This is a genomic window from Pantoea graminicola (genome assembly GCF_048452665.1).
Lineage (GTDB): Bacteria > Pseudomonadota > Gammaproteobacteria > Enterobacterales > Enterobacteriaceae > Pantoea.
In genome coordinates this window covers 313227-327281 of the sequence record NZ_JBLWSJ010000004.1, presented here as the reverse complement: position 1 = coordinate 327281, position 14055 = coordinate 313227, and the positions used below count along the sequence as shown (strand labels likewise).

12 protein-coding genes and 1 other RNA gene are annotated in these 14055 nt (G+C 58.6%); 4 read left to right on the top strand and 9 right to left on the bottom strand.

Annotated elements, in window-relative coordinates; all coding sequences use genetic code 11:
- Nucleotides 1-9: 9 nt before the first annotated feature.
- From gcvP to ACNY69_RS12160, 7 genes are all read right to left on the bottom strand, one after another.
- The gene (gene gcvP / locus ACNY69_RS12190; protein WP_293770428.1) at nt 10-2883 is read right to left on the bottom strand and encodes an aminomethyl-transferring glycine dehydrogenase; all 2874 of its coding nucleotides are present in this window, start codon (nt 2881-2883) and stop codon (nt 10-12) included.
- Nucleotides 2884-2963: 80 nt separating this feature from the next.
- The gene (gene gcvH / locus ACNY69_RS12185; RefSeq protein ID WP_111142084.1) at nt 2964-3350 is read right to left on the bottom strand and encodes a glycine cleavage system protein GcvH; all 387 of its coding nucleotides are present in this window, start codon (nt 3348-3350) and stop codon (nt 2964-2966) included.
- A gap of 23 nt (nt 3351-3373) precedes the next feature.
- Nucleotides 3374-4471 carry a glycine cleavage system aminomethyltransferase GcvT gene (gcvT, locus tag ACNY69_RS12180; RefSeq protein ID WP_111142083.1) on the bottom strand — a complete coding sequence of 366 codons (1098 nt, stop codon included), beginning with the start codon at nt 4469-4471 and terminating at the stop codon, nt 3374-3376.
- A 431-nt stretch (nt 4472-4902) separates the two neighbouring features.
- Nucleotides 4903-6105: an FAD-dependent 2-octaprenylphenol hydroxylase gene (ubiI, locus tag ACNY69_RS12175; RefSeq protein WP_111142082.1), complete on the bottom strand. Its 1203-nt coding sequence runs from the start codon at nt 6103-6105 to the stop codon at nt 4903-4905.
- A gap of 13 nt (nt 6106-6118) precedes the next feature.
- Nucleotides 6119-7297 carry a 2-octaprenyl-6-methoxyphenyl hydroxylase gene (gene ubiH, locus ACNY69_RS12170; RefSeq protein WP_111142081.1) on the bottom strand — a complete coding sequence of 393 codons (1179 nt, stop codon included), beginning with the start codon at nt 7295-7297 and terminating at the stop codon, nt 6119-6121.
- Nucleotides 7294-8616, bottom strand: coding sequence for a Xaa-Pro aminopeptidase (gene pepP / locus ACNY69_RS12165; protein WP_418798503.1), 1323 nt, complete (start codon nt 8614-8616; stop codon nt 7294-7296). Before pepP ends, ubiH begins: the two co-directional genes overlap by 4 nt.
- Before the next feature lie 46 nt (nt 8617-8662).
- On the bottom strand, nt 8663-9241 hold the full coding sequence (locus ACNY69_RS12160) for a YecA/YgfB family protein (protein WP_111140634.1): 579 nt from the start codon (nt 9239-9241) through the stop codon (nt 8663-8665).
- Nucleotides 9242-9411: 170 nt separating this feature from the next.
- Here ACNY69_RS12160 and zapA point away from each other — a divergent pair, with 170 nt between their 5' ends.
- The 3 genes from zapA (at nt 9412) to ACNY69_RS12145 (ending at nt 10636) form a co-directional block, all read left to right on the top strand.
- Nucleotides 9412-9741: a cell division protein ZapA gene (gene zapA, locus ACNY69_RS12155; protein WP_111140635.1), complete on the top strand. Its 330-nt coding sequence runs from the start codon at nt 9412-9414 to the stop codon at nt 9739-9741.
- Between the two features lie 40 nt (nt 9742-9781).
- Nucleotides 9782-9965: non-coding RNA, 6S RNA (gene ssrS / locus ACNY69_RS12150), on the top strand.
- Between the two features lie 77 nt (nt 9966-10042).
- Complete coding sequence (locus ACNY69_RS12145) at nt 10043-10636, top strand: 5-formyltetrahydrofolate cyclo-ligase (RefSeq protein ID WP_111140636.1); 594 nt, start codon at nt 10043-10045, stop codon at nt 10634-10636.
- 150 nt (nt 10637-10786) lie between these two features.
- On the opposite strand, the gene serA is transcribed toward ACNY69_RS12145, so the two are convergent.
- Nucleotides 10787-12025, bottom strand: a complete 1239-nt coding sequence (gene serA / locus ACNY69_RS12140; RefSeq protein ID WP_111140637.1) for a phosphoglycerate dehydrogenase — start codon at nt 12023-12025, stop codon at nt 10787-10789.
- Nucleotides 12026-12304: 279 nt separating this feature from the next.
- The gene (rpiA, locus tag ACNY69_RS12135; protein WP_111140638.1) at nt 12305-12964 is read right to left on the bottom strand and encodes a ribose-5-phosphate isomerase RpiA; all 660 of its coding nucleotides are present in this window, start codon (nt 12962-12964) and stop codon (nt 12305-12307) included.
- Nucleotides 12965-13145: 181 nt separating this feature from the next.
- On the opposite strand from rpiA, the gene ACNY69_RS12130 reads away from it, so the two are divergent.
- The gene (locus ACNY69_RS12130; RefSeq protein ID WP_111140639.1) at nt 13146-14051 is read left to right on the top strand and encodes a LysR family transcriptional regulator ArgP; all 906 of its coding nucleotides are present in this window, start codon (nt 13146-13148) and stop codon (nt 14049-14051) included.
- Nucleotides 14052-14055 lie beyond the last annotated feature (4 nt).

Here is a 14055-nt window from a genome sequence, read left to right as displayed (position 1 = left end):
CTATTTGCTCTACTGATAGTCGCTCATCGGCACACAGGAGCAGAACAGGTTACGGTCACCAAAGACATCATCCAGACGTTTTACCGTTGGCCAGTATTTGTTGTGGCTGCCTGCCGGGAAGACCGCCAGTTCACGGCTGTAAGGGTGCGACCACTCACTGACGATTTCCAGCTGGGTATGCGGGGCATTTACCAGCGGGTTGTCGTCCAGCGGCCACTCCCCAGCGGCCACCCGATCGATCTCCATACGGATAGCCAGCATCGCGTCGATAAAGCGATCCAGTTCGATTTTGCTCTCTGACTCTGTCGGCTCGACCATCAGGGTGCCAGCGACCGGGAACGACATGGTCGGTGCATGGAAGCCGTAATCGATCAGGCGCTTCGCAATATCCAGCTCACTGATGCCGGTCTGCTCTTTCAGCGGACGGATGTCGAGAATACATTCGTGCGCCACGCGCCCGTCACGCCCGGTATAGAGCACCGGATAGGCGGATTTCAGGCGGCTGGCGATGTAATTGGCGTTCAGAATTGCCACCGAACTGGCCTGTTTTAACCCCTCTGCGCCCATCATACGGATGTACATCCAGCTGATTGGCAGAATGGAGGCGCTGCCAAACGGCGCTGCGGAGACCGCCCCCTGCTGCGTCAGGATATCGTCGATCTGCACGACGCTATGTCCCGGTACAAAAGGCGCAAGGTGCGCTTTCACACCAATTGGCCCCATGCCCGGACCACCGCCGCCATGCGGGATGCAGAAGGTTTTATGCAGGTTCAGGTGCGAGACGTCCGCGCCGATGTAGCCCGGCGTGGTGATGCCGACCTGCGCGTTCATGTTCGCGCCATCCAGATAAACCTGACCGCCATGCTGATGCACAATCTGGCACACTTCACGGATCGTCTCTTCATAGACGCCGTGCGTAGACGGGTAGGTCACCATGATGCAGGAGAGCTTATCGCCCGCCTGCGCCGCTTTTTCACGCAGATCGTTCAGGTCGATGTTGCCCTGCTTATCACAGGCCACCACCACCACGTCCATGCCCGCCATCTGCGCGGAAGCCGGATTGGTGCCGTGCGCCGAACCCGGGATCAGACAGAGGTGGCGATCGCCCTCGCCACGGCTTTCGTGGTAACGACGGATTGCCAGCAGTCCGGCATATTCGCCCTGCGCGCCGGAGTTAGGCTGCATACAGAGCGCATCATAGCCGGTGAGCTGTACCAGCCACTGAGAAAGCTGGCCGATCATCTGCAGGTAGCCGGTGGCCTGCTCAGCCGGGCAGAACGGATGCAGCTCCGCAAATTCCGGCCAGGTGATCGGGATCATCTCGGCGGCGGCGTTGAGCTTCATGGTGCAGGAGCCGAGCGGGATCATCGCCTGGTTCAGCGCCAGATCCTTTTTCTCCAGGCTGTGCATGTAGCGCATCATCTCGGTTTCGCTGTGATGACGATTGAATACCGGATGGGTCAGGATCTCACTCTGACGCTGCAGCCCCGCCGGAATCGCGTGGCCTGCACGGGCGACGTCACTGTCGAGCACGTCCAGATTCTGACCGTGATCATCGCCCAGCAGAATAGCGAACAGCGCCAGAATATCGTCGCGGCTGGTGGTTTCATCCAGCGTGATGCCGACCGCATTGTGAATGTCGCTGCGCAGGTTTACGCCAAAGCTCAGCGCGCGATTCAGCACAGCGGCTTTATCTGCCACCTCAACCGTCAGCGTGTCGAACCAGTGCTGATGGCGCAGTTTCAGGCCGCCCTGCTGCAGCCCGGCAGCCAGAATGCTGGTGAAGCGGTGAATGCGTGAGGCGATGCGTTTCAGACCCGCCGGGCCATGAAACACCGCATAGAGACCGGCGATGTTGGCGAGCAACACCTGTGAAGTACAGATGTTGGAGTTAGCCTTTTCACGACGGATATGCTGTTCGCGGGTCTGCATCGCCATACGCAGCGCAGTGTGGCCTGCGGCATCGCGTGACACCCCGATGATACGGCCAGGCATAGAACGCTTATGCTCGTCGCGGCTGGCGAAGAAGGCTGCGTGCGGGCCGCCGTAGCCCATTGGCACGCCAAAACGCTGGGCTGAACCAAAGACGATGTCTGCGCCCTGCCTGCCTGGTGCCTCCAGTAAAACCAGCGACATAAAGTCCGCCGCCATGCTCACCACCACTTTGCGCGCTTTCAGGTCGCCGATCAGCGCGCTGTAATCGTGCGCGTCACCGGTGGTGCCCACCTGTTGCAGCAGCACACCAAACAGGTCCTCATGCTCAACCGCCTTTTCTGCGCGATCGACGATCAGCTCAAAGCCAAAGGTCTCCGCACGGGTGCGGACCACATCCAGCGTCTGCGGATGAATATCATCGGCGATAAAGAATTTGTTGGCGTTTTTGAGCTTGCTGACGCGCTTTGCCATCGCCATCGCTTCTGCGGCGGCGGTCGCTTCATCCAGCAGAGAAGCTGAGGCGATATCCATGCCGGTGAGGTCCAGCGTCAGCTGCTGGAAGTTCAGCAACGCTTCCAGACGGCCCTGGGAAACTTCGGGCTGATAAGGGGTATAGGCCGTATACCAGCCTGGATTCTCCAGCATGTTACGCAGGATCACCGGCGGGGTGATCACCGCGCTGTATCCCATCCCAATCCAGGATTTGTAGCGCAGGTTCTGGCTGGCAATCGCTTTCAGTTCCGCCAGCGCCTGCTGTTCCGTGACGGCATCGCCCACCGCGGGCGGGCCTGGCAGCTGAATGTCTGCCGGCACAATCGTACCGATCAGCGCCTCCAGCGAACGGGCGCCAATGGCTTCGAGCATTAGCGCCTGCTGCTCAGGTGAAGGACCAATATGGCGCTCGATGAAGGCACCGTTGTGTTCAAGCTGGCTGAGAGTCTGGGTCATTAGCAGTAAATCCTGAATCGGGCTGGGGGAACCGGAGGTCAAACAGAAATCTGCGGCCTCACGGCGAGGCCGCCTGACGACTACTCGTCGATAGACGCTTTATAGGCATCTGCATCCAGCAGCGCGTCGATTTCAGACTCGTCGCTGGCTTTGATTTTAAATAACCAGCCGCCGTCATACGGCTCGCTGTTGACCTGCTCAGGTGAGTCGGTCAGCGCGTCGTTAACCGCGACCACTTCACCGCTGATCGGCGCATAAATATCTGAGGCGGCCTTAACGGACTCGGCAACGGCGCACTCTTCACCTGCGGCAAAGGTCGCGCCCACTTCCGGCAGGTCGACGAACACCATGTCGCCCAGTAACTCCTGCGCATGTTCCGTGATGCCTACGGTGTAACTGCCGTCAGCTTCTTTACGTACCCACTCGTGGCTGTCACGGTACTTCAACGTATTTGGCACATTGCTCATTGGCCCTTTCTCCTGAATAAAATTTACTGAGCGACCGGTTTACCGGCGCGGACAAAAACGGGACGGGTTACCTGGACCGGCATCTGGCGGTTACGGATCTCAACGATGGCGCTGCTGCCGATGCTGGCCGGTACGCGCGCCAGGGCGATGCTGCAACCCAGTGTCGGTGAGAAAGAGCCGCTGGTGATGATCCCCTCCTGCAACTGCCCCTGACTATCGGTGAAGCGTACCGGCAGGCCGTTACGCAGCACCCCTTTTTCTGTGAGGATCAGCCCCACCAGCTTGTCGGTGCCCCGTTCGCGCTGCATTTCCAGCGCCTCCCGGCCGATGAAATCGCGATCGGTGGGTTCCCAGCAGATAGTCCAGCCCATATTGGCGGCCAGCGGTGACACGCTCTCATCCATCTCCTGACCATAGAGGTTCATACCCGCTTCCAGTCGCAGCGTGTCGCGCGCGCCCAGTCCGGCGGGCTTAACGCCGGCAGCCAGCAGACGCTGCCAGAACCCGGCCGCTTCCGCAGCGGGTAAGGCAATCTCATAGCCCGCCTCTCCGGTGTAGCCGGTAGTGGCGATAAACAGATCACCCGACTCCACACCGAAGAAAGGTTTCATGCCCGCCACTGCCTCGCGCTGCGCTGCGGTGAACAGCGTCTGAGCTTTCTGCTGCGCCTGCGGACCCTGCACGGCGATCAGTGCCAGGTCATTGCGTTCGGCAATCGTGATGCCATAGCCTTCGGCGTGCTGCGCGATCCAGGCGAGATCCTTTTCACGGGTCGCGGAGTTAACCACCAGCCGGAAAAAAGTTTCGCTCATAAAGTAAACAATTAAATCGTCAATGACGCCACCTGAGGCATTCAGCATGCCGGTATAGAGCGCTTTTCCCGGCTGAGTCAGTTTTGCCACATCGTTTGCCAGCAGATAACGCAGAAACTCACGGGTCCGCGGGCCCGTCAGATCGACAATGGTCATGTGGGAGACGTCAAACATACCGGCGTCGGTGCGCACCACATGATGCTCATCCATCTGCGAGCCATAGTGCAGCGGCATCATCCAGCCGTGAAAATCCACCATGCGGGCACCGCAGGCCTGATGCTGTTCAAACAGAGGTGTTTGCTGAGTCATAACGATCCTGTGCAGAAGCGAGTGAGTGCAAAAGTGCGCCGGCGTTCAGCACCGACGCAAACGTTCTCTTACGGCTGACGTTACCACCGAATCTGAAGATTAACCATAAGCAAACCGGGGGCGAAATCAGAAGCACAGCCTAACCAGGAAGGGGAGGCAGCAGGATAAAAAACTGCGATTTTGTGATTAATCGCGCAATAAATGCAGGTCTTCTAAATATACGTAGCAAATTTATGCGAGACGACGTCCGGGATGTTAAAAAAATGCCAGCCGCAGAAACGTCGGAAATGAAAAAAACTAATGCGAATTGAGCGGCAAAATTAGAATAAATCAAATGAGGAACCCTGCTGGTGCAGCGTTGCCTTTTTAGGGTGCAGAGGGCGTTAAGCGATAAAAAAAGCCAGCGCAGGCTGGCTTTCAGAGGGGGGATATTAGCGGAGCCAGGCGGGCAAGTCGTTCAGCCCCATCGCCTGCTTCAGCATCATCGGCTTGACGCCCGGCAGACGATCGGCCAGTTTCAGGCCCACGTCGCGCAGCAGTTTTTTCGCCGGATGATTACCCGCAAACATTTCACGGAAGCCCTGCATGCCTGCCAGCATCATGGCCGCGCTGTGCTTGCGGCTGCGCTCGTAGCGGCGCAGGTAGAGGTGCTGACCGATATCTTTGCCCTGCTGATGCAGGCGGCGAATTTCACCAATCAGCTCAGCGGCATCCATAAAGCCCAGGTTCACGCCCTGGCCTGCCAGCGGATGAATGGTGTGCGCCGCGTCGCCCACCAGCGCCAGACGGTGCGCAGCGAACTGACGGGCATAGCGCGCCACCAGCGGGAACGATTTGCGTTCACTCTCCAGCTGGCACAGGCCAAGCCGCATATCAAACGCCACGGCGAGCTGCTGATTGAACAGCGCGTCCGGCATGGTTTCCAGACGGCTCGCCTCCTGCGGTGAGAGCGACCAGACAATCGAGCTCAGATGCGGGTCCTGCATCGGCAGGAAGGCCAGAATGCCGTCGCCGTGGAACACCTGACGGGCCACAGCGTCATGCGGCTTTTCCGTGCGAACGTTGGCCACTAACGCGTGATGATCGTAATCCCAGAAGGTCAGCGGGATGTCAGCCTTGTTGCGCAGCCAGGAGTGGGCACCGTCGGCGGCAATCATCAGTCGCGCACTCAGCATGGTGCCATCCTGCAGGGTAATAAAGGCTTCGTTGTCACCAAAGGCAACCTGCTGCAGCTGCGCGGGCGCCATGATCGTAACATCGCTGCACTCAGTGGCGCGCTGCCAGAGCGCATGATGAATGACCGGATTCTCGATGATATGGCCCAGATGCGACAGGCCCTGCTGCTGATCGTCAAAGGCGATGGTGCCGAAACTGTCTCTGTCCCACACTTCCATGCCGTGATACGCGCGGCATCGCTGTGAGAGAATGGCCGACCAGACATCGAGCTTCTGCAGCAGCCGTTCGCTGGCGGCATTGATGGCTGACACGCGAATGGAGGGTGACGCACTCAGCGCCATCGATGGCTCTGGCGATTTCTCCAGCACGGCAATGCGCAGTCCGCTGCCCTGCAGGCCACAGGCTACCGCCAGTCCCACCATACCGCCACCGGCAATCACCACATCAAAAGTTTGCATCTGAGCCTCTTTATTAACGCTTGACCCAGCCAAGCGTGCGCTCGGCCAGTTGATTTCGTAGCCACGGCAGATGATCCATCGCCAGCAGGCCCAGGTTACGTCCCGCCACCAGCGGTCCATAACGATTTGCGAAGATGCGCACCAGCCCGTCGGTGATGCCGATGGTGGCGGTGCGGTCGGCCTGGCGACGCTGCTGATAGTGATGCAGCACCGGATAACTGCCGGGATCCTGCTGTTGCCGATGGGCGGCGGCCAGCGTTTCAGCCAGCGACATCACATCGCGCAGCCCCAGGTTAAAGCCCTGCCCGGCAATCGGATGCAGCGTCTGAGCCGCATTGCCGACGACCGCCACGCGGTGCGCAATCGGTGACACCGCCTGATGCAGCGCCAGCGGATAATATTCGCGCCGGCCGGTATGGGTAAATTTGCCCAGTCGCCAGCCAAAGGCGCGCTGCAGCTGGCTGAGAAAGTCGGCGTCGCTCCACTGTGCAACCCGGTCGCGCTGCGTGTCCGGATGACACCAGACCAGCGACAGGCGGTTGTCGGACATCGGCAGCAGCGCCAGCGGGCCATGCTCGGTGAAACGTTCAAACGCCCGTCCCTGATGCGGCAGTGCCGCAGAGACATTCGCGATCACAGCAATCTGCTGATAGGCCTCTCTCTGCCACTGGATGCCGCAGGAGGCGGCCAGCGCAGAGCGCGTCCCATCTGCCGCGATCAGCAGCTGACCGCTGAGCCGCTCGTCATTATCCAGCGTCACCTCCACCTGCTGCGCGGTACGCTCCGCGCGGACTACGCGGGCCGGACAGCGCAGAGTGACACCCGGGGCCTTTTTCAGCTCCGCAAACAGCCGCTGCCCGACGTCGAACAGACCGACCACCTGCCCCAGCGCCGGAATAGCGTAATCTGCTGCCGTCAGCGAGACAAAACCGGCGTGCCCCCGGTCAGAAACGTGGATATCGGTAATCGGCGTGGCACAACTGGCGATGTGCTGCCACAGGTTAATGTCCGCCAGTTGCTGGCAGGTGCCGGCAGAAAGCGCAATTGCACGGCCATCAAAACCCGGATGCGCGCGGCTGCCCGGCTCGCTGCTTTCAATCAGCGTAACCGGCAGCGTGCCCTGAGTCAGGTGGGAGATCGCCAGCGCCAGCGTCGCCCCGGTCATGCCGCCACCGGCAATCAGAATCGTCATGCCTGTCGAGCCGCCGCCATCAGTGCTTCAATCTCATCGGCCTCTTTCACGACGCTGTCGGTGAGATTCTCGATGCCGGTTTCGGTGATCACGATGTCATCTTCGATGCGGATACCAATCCCGCGATAGCGGGCGGGCACATCCGCATCCGGCGCGATATAGAGGCCCGGCTCGACGGTTAACACCATGCCCGGCTCCAGAATCCGATCGCGGCTGGGGGTGCCATAATGACCGACATCATGCACATCCAGACCCAGCCAGTGGCTCAGACCATGCATAAAGAATGCGCGATGCGCCTCTTCCGCGATCAGGGTATCGACATCACCCTCCAGGATCTCCAGCTCCACCAGCCCCGTGACCATGATGCGTACCACTTCATCATTCACTTCACGGATGCTGACGCCGGGACGGAACAGCTCAAGCGAGCGTTTCAGGGAGGCCAGTACGATGTCATAGATAGCGCGCTGGGCCGGGCTGAATTTGCCGTTCACCGGGAAGGTTCGGGTGATGTCGCCTGCATAGCCCTGGAACTCGCAGCCCGCATCGATCAGCACCAGATCGCCATCGCGCATCTCACTTTCATTTTCGGTGTAATGCAGAATGCAGCCGTTTTCGCCCGCGCCCACGATGGTGTTATAGGAGGGATAACGTGCACCGTGACGGGTAAATTCGTGATGAATTTCCCCTTCGAGCTGATACTCGAACATGCCCGGCTGACAGGTCTGCATCGCGCGGGTATGCGCCAGCGCGGATATCTCCCCGGCACGGCGTAGCAGCGCGATCTCATCCTCATCTTTAAACAGGCGCATCTCATGCACCCACGGACGCCAGTCCGTCACGGTCGCTGGCGCACTGAGATTCTGGCGGAACCCGCGGCGCAGCTTATCCAGCGCGCCGGAGACCAGCGTATCCGCGTAGGCGTATTCGCCCTGCGCGTGGTAGATCACATCCAGGCCGTTGAGCAGCAGGTGAAGCTGTTCGCCGATGTCGTTCCAGGGTAAAGCGCGATCGACGCCCAGTTTTTCCGGCGCCGCCTGCTGGCCCAGCCTGCGGCCAGACCAGATTTCTGCGTTGGGATCGCGTACCCGGTTAAACAGCACGCTGTGGTTATGATTTTCATCGCTTTTAATCAACACCAGCAGCGCCTGCGGTTCATTGAACCCGGTGAAATACCAGAAATCGCTGCTCTGGCGGAACGGATACTCGCTGTCGTTACTGCGGGTTACTTCGGGCGCAGCAAAAATCAGCGCTGCGCTTCCTGGCGCCATCTTCGCCAGCAGTGCCTGACGGCGCTGCAGGAATCGTTCCAGTGAAATCATTTCTGCACTCCCTGTAAACTGACCGGTTAAACGGGTTGCCCTGAAATCAGTGTAGCGTCGGCTTCTGAACTTCTGGCGCGGTGGGCTGCGGACGGGTGAAGCTGTCGTGACACAGCAGTGCCGCCACGCGCACATATTCGATCACCTCTTCCAGCGACTGCTCCAGCTCTTCCTGGTCTTCATCTTCTTCGTAACCGAGCTGTGCAATCGTGCGCAGATCGTCGATAGCTTCGCCGGTTTCACCGGTGACTTTATCCAGTTTAGGCTGTGTTACGCCCAGGCCGAGCAGAAAATGGTTAACCCAGCCGGCCAGCGCGTCGGCGCGGTCAAAGACGGTGATGTCATCGTCAGCGGGCAGAAGCAGCTGAAACAGGAAACCGTCATCTTCCAGTGTAGTCGCCGTGTGTTCATGCAGCGCCGCCAGTGGCACGGCAAGAGTGTGTGAAAACGCCATGCCTTCGTTAGCCAGATCGTGTACCAGCGTCTTCCAGCTGGTGTCCTGGTTACCGCCGCAAAGGATGCCGCTCAGGAGACCGTGCATTTCTGCTGGTGTCATTCCCACACCCTGCTGTGAGAGTACGGCGGCAAGCGCGTTGTAATCGGGGGTTGCGTTCTGTAAGGACATAAGTTTTCATCGTCGTTGGCAGAATAAGTTCGTGTTATGCTACCACTAGCTGCCTCAAGGTTTCCAGAAAAGGGGTTGTATCTTATTTCGTGGGTCTATATAGTTGCCCGCCTCCCAAGCCATTGACTGCTAAGGGAGTTGCGAGCGAAGTAATCAGTCAGGAAGGTGGCATGTCTGCACAACCGGTAGATTTACAAATTTTTGGTCGTTCGTTGAGAGTGAATTGTCCGCCAGAGCAGCAAGATGCGCTCAATAGCGCGGCTGACGATCTCAATCAACGGTTGCAAGATCTAAAAGTTCGCACTAGAGTCACAAATACAGAACAACTGGTGTTCATCGCCGCGTTAAACATCTGCCACGAGCTGGCGCAGGAGAAAGTGAAAACGCGCGACTATGCTGCTAATATGGAACAGCGCATCCGTATGTTGCAGCAGACGATTGAACAGGCACTGGTTGAGCAGGGTCGCATCTCTGAACGTGAAGGTGCGAAGTTCGAATAAAACTTCATGGTTGCTCTGTGTCAGGCAACGGTGAGGTAAATTTTCTCTGAGATGTTTGCATGTGGGCCAGTCCCCTGAGCCGATATTTCGAAAAAACAGAATGTGACGCTCTGTAACCTGTGTGCATGCTCGGTTCGTCCGAGAAGCCTGATGGTTACGACGGCATGTTCACCTTGAACCAAGGGTTCAAGGGTTACAGCCTGCGGCGGCATCTCGGAGATCTCCCTTCTTTTCGTCCTGCTTTTTTCCCCCGACCGACATGTTATAGTGGCTGCTCAGCGGCTTATCCGGCGGGGAAATCATGTCAGAACCTTCCATGACACAACGTCAGGCGATTCGTCAGCAGGTCCGCCATCTGCGGCGTGCTCTGACCGATGAGCAGCAGGCTCAGGCGGCGGAACAGCTCGCTGAACTCGCCCTGAACTTCGCGCCACTCTCTGCGGCAGACACTGTGGCGCTGTTCCTCTCTGTCGATGGTGAGCTCAATACCCGGCCACTGATCGCCCGGCTCTGGCACCTGAAAAAAACGGTCTGCCTGCCGGTGATACACCCCTTCTCTCCCGGTCATTTACTCTTTTTACGCTACACGCCCGACACCCCGTTGATGACGAACAGGCTGGGCATCCCGGAACCGCCGCTGGATATCCGGCAGTTGATCACGCTGGATCAGCTGGATCTGATGCTGGTGCCGCTGGTGGCATTTGATCAACATGGGCAGCGGCTGGGAATGGGCGGCGGCTTCTACGATCGCACGCTGCAGCACTGGCGGCAGCACGGCTTCCTGCCCGTGGGTGTGGCGCACGACTGTCAGCAGGTAGAGGAGTTGCCGGTAGCAGAGTGGGATGTGCCGCTGCCTGCGGTCATCACGCCGTCGACGCTCTGGCAGTGGGAGTAGCAGCGCCCTTTTCAGACGGCTGAAAAACCCGATCGGGCAGAAAAAAGAGTGCAGCGTAAAAGGAACGGGCTCAGCCGCAAAGCAGCCTGAGCCTGACGTTGCTGACAACGGGAAGTGGCGCGACCTTGCGCCACCTCCTGTCTGAACGGCTTAGTAAAGCAGACGGGCGCGGATGGTGCCCGGAATGGCCTTCATCAGCTGCAGGGCTTTATCCGCCACTTCTGGCTCCGCATCAATATCGATCACCACATAGCCCATAAATGGCGAGGTCTGCAGATACTGCGCGGCAATGTTGATGCCCTGCTCCGCAAAAATCTGGTTGATGGCCGTCAGCACACCCGGACGGTTCTCATGGATATGCAGCAGACGGCTGGCGCTGATACCGTGGATCGGCAGCGACACCTCCGGGAAATTCACCGCTGACAGGGTTGATCCGTTGTCGGAGTATTTCGCCAGCTTGCCCGCCACTTCAATCCCGATGTTCTCCTGCGCTTCTTCCGTTGAGCCGCCAATGTGCGGCGTCAGGATTACGTTATCGAACTCGCTCAGCGGAGAGATGAAAGGATCGCTGTTGGTGGCCGGCTCGACCGGGAAGACGTCGATAGCAGCGCCACCCACCTGCTTGCTGGCCAGCGCGTCGCACAGCGCCGGAATATCGACTACGGTACCGCGTGAGGCGTTAATCAGCAGCGCACCAGGCTTCATCTGTGCCAGCTGCTCTGCACCAATCATATCCTGCGTGGAGAGGGTTTCCGGTACGTGCAGGCTGACAACATCGCTCATGTTAAGCAGATCGGCCAGATGACGAACCTGGGTGGCGTTACCCAGCGGCAGCTTGTTTTCAATGTCGTAGAAGAAGACGTGCATCCCCAGGCTTTCCGCCAGCACGCCCAGCTGCATACCGATGTGACCGTAACCGATGATACCCAGCTTCTTGCCGCGCGCTTCAAACGACCCTTTGGCATTCTTGTTCCAGATGCCACGGTGAGCTTTCGCATTCGCTTCCGGGATGCCACGCAGCATCAGCAGCATCTCACCAATCACCAGTTCCGCTACTGAGCGGGTATTGGAGAACGGCGCGTTGAACACGGGGATCCCGCGGCTGGCCGCAGCGTCCAGGTCCACCTGGTTGGTCCCGATACAGAAACAGCCCACGGCAACCAGCTTTTCAGCCGCGGCAAAAATCTCTTCAGTGAGCTGGGAGCGGGAACGGATACCAATGAAATGCGCATCGCGGATCGATGCTTTTAATGCGTCAGAGTCCAGTGCGCCCTTGTGGAATTCGATGTTGGTGTAGCCTGCTGCCCGCAGGTTATCCAGCGCACTCTGATGGACACCTTCCACCAGCAGGAACTTAATCTTATCTTTTTCCAGTGATACCTTTGCCATTTCCCGATCCTATTCAGCGTTCAATGAGGACTACCATAAGCCAGCCTTCTGTCAAAATATCAAAAAAATCGCGTCCGGCAATACAAACGATTGCCCGAAGGCCAGCACGGCAACGGCTGACGGCAGCACATTGCCGGACAAAATCATGAGGTGGGCGTGGAAGAGAGAACGAACCCGCTGCCGATGACAGTTATGTGACATAAGTCACCAAATTTCATCCTGGCGAGAAAAGATGATTTGCAGGCAGAAATAACCGGCGCCGGAGTGACGCCGGCCAGATCATCTTTTGATGGTTTTCACCCCATCCGGCCCGCCGATCAGCGCGATATCGGCACCGCGCGCGGCAAACAGGCCAACGGTAACCACGCCTGGCAGGGCATTGATAGTTTTTTCCAGTTCGATCGGGTCGAGGATACGCAGATTATGCACGTCGAGAATAATGTTGCCGTTGTCGGTAACCACGTTCTGACGATACTCCGGCAGGCCCCCCATTTTCACCAGTTCACGCGCCACGTAGCTGCGCGCCATCGGGATCACCTCAACCGGCAGCGGAAAACGGCCCAGGATATCCACCTCTTTAGAGGCGTCCGCAATGCAGATAAAGGTCTGCGCCACCGCGGCCACGATTTTCTCCCGCGTCAGCGCCGCCCCGCCGCCTTTGATCATCTGCATCCGGGGATTAATCTCATCCGCGCCATCGACATAGATCGACAGCTGGTCAACCTCGTTCAGATCGAACACCTGAATGCCCAGGCTTTTCAGCTTCTGGGTCGAGGCATCGGAGCTGGAGACGGCACCGTCAATCTGATGTCTGACCGTGGCAAGCGCATCGATAAAGTGGGACGCGGTCGATCCGGTACCAACACCAACAATAGTGCCTGGCTGCACGTACTCAAGTGCAGCCCAGCCAACGGCTTTTTTCAGTTCATCCTGGGTCATGGTATGTTTAAAACCTGTGCGACAACGAAGTGCGCGTAGTATAAAACAAGGCTTGCTGAAAATGCGCGGCTGACCGACGTGGATTTATCGGTTTGGAAGCCAGCCCACAAAAACAAGTGAGCCATCACCGGTGACACTTCTGTGGCATAGTGACGTCCACCCTGAAGGAGAGAAAACAAAAATGAAACGCCCGGATTATCGAACGCTTCAGGCGCTGGATTCAGTGATCCGCGAACGCGGATTTGAGCGTGCTGCACAGAAATTGTGCATCACTCAGTCGGCGGTGTCGCAGCGCATCAAGCAGCTGGAGAACCTGTTTGGTCAGCCGCTGCTGGTGCGCACGGTGCCGCCGCGGCCCACCGAACAGGGTCAGAAACTACTGGCATTACTGCATCAGGTGGAACTGCTGGAAGAGGAGTGGCTGGGCGATGAGAACAGTGGCACCACGCCGCTGCTGCTGTCGCTGGCGGTCAACGCCGACAGTCTGGCAACCTGGCTGTTGCCTGCGCTGAAGGATGTGCTGGCAGACTCGCCAGTGCGCCTTAACCTGCAGGTTGAAGATGAGACCCGCACGCAGGAGCGCCTGCGTCGCGGTGAAGTCGTCGGTGCGGTCAGTATCCAGCCGCAGCCTCTGCCCAGTTGCCTGGTGGATCAGCTCGGCGCGCTCGACTACCTGTTCGTGGCGTCGCGTGACTTTGCCGATCGCTTCTTCCCCAACGGCGTCACACGCTCGGCCCTGCTGAAAGCGCCTGCGGTGGCGTTTGATCATCTTGACGATATGCATCAGGCCTTTCTGCAGCAGAACTTTGACCTGTCACCCGGCAGCGTGCCCTGTCACATCGTGAACTCCTCGGAGGCTTTTGTGCAGATGGCACGCCAGGGCTCGACCTGCTGTATGATCCCGCATCTGCAGATTGAGCGTGAGCTGGCGAGCGGTGAGTTGATCGATCTGACGCCGGGCCTCTATCAGCGCCGGATGCTCTACTGGCATCGGTTTGCGCCAGAAAGCCGGTTAATGCGCCGGGTGACCGATGCGCTGATTGCGCATGGACATCGGGTGCTGCGTCAGGATGAGGCCGCCGCCTGAAAAC

What these genes read in the sequence shown, in the direction of transcription:
- gcvP (WP_293770428.1), bottom strand. Translation starts at nt 2,883, where the DNA reads ATGACCCAGACTCTCAGCCAGCTTGAACACAACGGTGCCTTCATCGAG.
- gcvH (WP_111142084.1), bottom strand. Translation starts at nt 3,350, where the DNA reads ATGAGCAATGTGCCAAATACGTTGAAGTACCGTGACAGCCACGAGTGG.
- gcvT (WP_111142083.1), bottom strand. Translation starts at nt 4,471, where the DNA reads ATGACTCAGCAAACACCTCTGTTTGAACAGCATCAGGCCTGCGGTGCC.
- ubiI (WP_111142082.1), bottom strand. Translation starts at nt 6,105, where the DNA reads ATGCAAACTTTTGATGTGGTGATTGCCGGTGGCGGTATGGTGGGACTG.
- ubiH (WP_111142081.1), bottom strand. Translation starts at nt 7,297, where the DNA reads ATGACGATTCTGATTGCCGGTGGCGGCATGACCGGGGCGACGCTGGCG.
- pepP (WP_418798503.1), bottom strand. Translation starts at nt 8,616, where the DNA reads ATGATTTCACTGGAACGATTCCTGCAGCGCCGTCAGGCACTGCTGGCG.
- ACNY69_RS12160 (WP_111140634.1), bottom strand. Translation starts at nt 9,241, where the DNA reads ATGTCCTTACAGAACGCAACCCCCGATTACAACGCGCTTGCCGCCGTA.
- zapA (WP_111140635.1), top strand. Translation starts at nt 9,412, where the DNA reads ATGTCTGCACAACCGGTAGATTTACAAATTTTTGGTCGTTCGTTGAGA.
- ACNY69_RS12145 (WP_111140636.1), top strand. Translation starts at nt 10,043, where the DNA reads ATGTCAGAACCTTCCATGACACAACGTCAGGCGATTCGTCAGCAGGTC.
- serA (WP_111140637.1), bottom strand. Translation starts at nt 12,025, where the DNA reads ATGGCAAAGGTATCACTGGAAAAAGATAAGATTAAGTTCCTGCTGGTG.
- rpiA (WP_111140638.1), bottom strand. Translation starts at nt 12,964, where the DNA reads ATGACCCAGGATGAACTGAAAAAAGCCGTTGGCTGGGCTGCACTTGAG.
- ACNY69_RS12130 (WP_111140639.1), top strand. Translation starts at nt 13,146, where the DNA reads ATGAAACGCCCGGATTATCGAACGCTTCAGGCGCTGGATTCAGTGATC.